The following is a 2,412-nucleotide window of genomic DNA, read 5'->3' as shown; positions in this document are numbered from 1 at the left end:
AAGGATCGTCCACTCTCGGTCGGCCAACTCCACACCGACGACCACGACGAGCACCATGAGCGGGGCGAGAAGAGGCAGCCATCTCACTGTGCGCGCCTGCGGCTCACGCTCGTTGGCCCGTTGGTCCGGCCGCATGGGTCGCTCGACCAGCCGCGCGGCTGATGGTCGTAGCTGCACCGCCGTCACCACCTCGGGCTGACCACAGCCTTGCGTACCCGGACTGTGCACGCCCAATCACCGGGCCGGCCGGGTAGCCGCGGGTCGACGGTCAGGTCCCGGGCGACAGGCCTATCCCGTCCGGTCGTCCTGACAGCGCTTGTAGCCCTCCGGCGTGTAGCACGGCTGGTTCCCGTGGGTATCTATCGCGTCCTGGCCGTTACCCCTCATCAGATAGTGCAGACCGGGGCCCGCGCTGTGAACGAAACGTCCGGTGACGGACCTGAAGCCCGCTGGAGCGACGATGGCCGTTGAGGAACGTCGGGACGACGGAAGTGTTCTGTCGGGGGTTTCGAGGCGGGTATGGGAATCCGCTGAGGCGTTCTCTTACGAAGTTGCCGTCGAGACCGTTGGACGGCTGATCTCCTGGTACAGCGAGAAACCGGTTCCCTGCTCCCGCTCCTACCGGACCCCCTGTTTCCAGCCGCCACCGTGGCTATCCGTGGCGTCCGAACGGGGTAACTCCGGGCGGAAGGGTGCCCCGTGAGAAGTCCGAGACCGCGGGGAGGTTCAACCGGGGCTGTTGTCCGGGTTTCCATGTGGTGCGGCCCGCAGCCCGTCGCGCAGGATCGCCAGGACGCGCCGTGGGTCCGCGCCCTTGTTGGCGGGGTGGCGCAGGGCGAGTAGTACGCCGCCCACGACGGTCATGAGGTCGGTGATGCCGATGTCGCCGCGTACCGAGCCGTCGTCCTGGGCGCGGGCGAGAATGTGGCCGATCTCGCGCTGAAAGTCGGCGGCGGTCGCGGCGACCGTTGTCCGAACCTCGACGCCGGCGCCGGCCAGGGCGTCGACGAGGTCAGCTTTCGCTGTGCCGTCGGCGACGATTCGATCGATGATCGCGAAAAGGGCTGCTCCCGGGTCGTCGGCGCGGCCCAGGGCTCGGGCCTCGTCGAGAAGGCACCGGAGGCGCTCGTGGACGATGGCCTCGAAGAGCGCCTCTTTAGTGGGGAAGTGACGGTAAAGGGTGCCCGGACCCACCCCGGCCCGGCGCGCGATCTCGTCCAACGAGACGGACGATCCCTCGGCGGCGAATGCCTCCCTCGCCACCTGCAGGAGTCGGTCCCGGTTGCGGCGGGCGTCGGCGCGCAGGGGCCGGTTCTCCGTCTCCATGTGGGCTGCCTCCTCACGTCGACGCTAACCGGGGCGCCGTCTCCGTTTATGATAGCGTAACCGGGGCGCCGTCTCCGTTTGTAGTCCGTTTGTAGTCCGTGGCCCCGTGCGGAGGGAGCCGTGGCGGCGTCGGCGAACTCCCGGGCGAGCGAGAGGTTGCTTCGGGCCACGGAGGCCATTCCCCTGACTTCCTCGGTGAAGGAGATTTGATGATCGTGCCCAGCCAGGCAACAAAGGCGCGGGCGGCTTTCCTCGCGCTGGACTTCGCGACATACATCGTCGAGAACTTCAGCCACGACGGCGCCGTCGTGGAACGGGCGTCGGACGCAATGGCGTCGGCCCGAGCAGCGGGGCTGCCCGTGTTCCATGTCGTCCACGAGGCGATGCGCGATCAGATCCACCCGTTGCTGGCGCCAGTTGGGTACGAGTCCGTGTTGGCCAAGACCACCATGGGAGCGTTCGCCACCACCAACCTGCACGAGCGGTTGCAGGCATCCGGCGTCGGCCGGGTCGTCATCGCCGGGGTGGCGACGTCGGGGACGGTGCTGTCCACCGCCCGGTGGGCGTACGACATCGGCTACGAGGTCGCCCTCTGCGCCGACGCCTGTGACGACCCCGACCCGCAGGTGCATTCCGCGCTGCTCGACGAGTCCGTCTTCCCGAACAGTTGGATCGGGCTCTGGCGCATTGCCCGCGTGGTGAAGTCGACCGAGATCGGCGATCTTCGATCGTGACCGCGCAATCTCAACCCTCGACTCCTCTGAATCCTTCTCCAAGCGATCTGGGGGGTGACCCAGATACGCGTCAAAGAGGTAATGGGTTGATCTTGAATCCCCGAGCGGCACTGGGCCGTCACCCGTTCGGCCCGGCGTCGTTGGTGATGTTGTCGTCTTGGGCCGGGGTGGGTTGTGACCTCGATCGAGCGGACCGCGTACTCGCGGTCCAAGCGGATGATCACCACGCATGAGCTGCATCTGTTCTTCTCGCCTACTCGCGATGAGCTGGAGTGGGCGGCCGAGGCCACGGACGGGGATGAGTATCTGCTGGCCCTGCTGCTGAAGTCGTACCGCGGAGATGACCGCCTCA

General features: G+C 67.2%; 2 protein-coding genes. One reads left to right on the top strand and one right to left on the bottom strand.

The genetic code is table 11. The features are described from left to right. Positions 1 to 726 precede the first annotated feature (726 nt). Positions 727 to 1,326 carry a helix-turn-helix domain-containing protein gene (locus U9980_RS09180; protein ID WP_322767537.1) on the bottom strand — a complete coding sequence of 200 codons (600 nt, stop codon included), beginning with the start codon at positions 1,324 to 1,326 and terminating at the stop codon, positions 727 to 729. A gap of 209 nt (positions 1,327 to 1,535) precedes the next feature. Here U9980_RS09180 and U9980_RS09175 point away from each other — a divergent pair, with 209 nt between their 5' ends. Continuing rightward, entirely contained in the window at positions 1,536 to 2,060 is a 525-nt protein-coding gene (locus U9980_RS09175) for a cysteine hydrolase family protein (RefSeq protein WP_322767536.1), read from the top strand. The last annotated feature ends 352 nt before the right edge of the window (positions 2,061 to 2,412 follow it).

The organism is Protofrankia sp. Cr1, from assembly GCF_963555865.1.
GTDB lineage: Bacteria > Actinomycetota > Actinomycetes > Frankiales > Frankiaceae > Protofrankia.
This window is presented reverse-complemented; position numbering and strand designations above follow the sequence as displayed.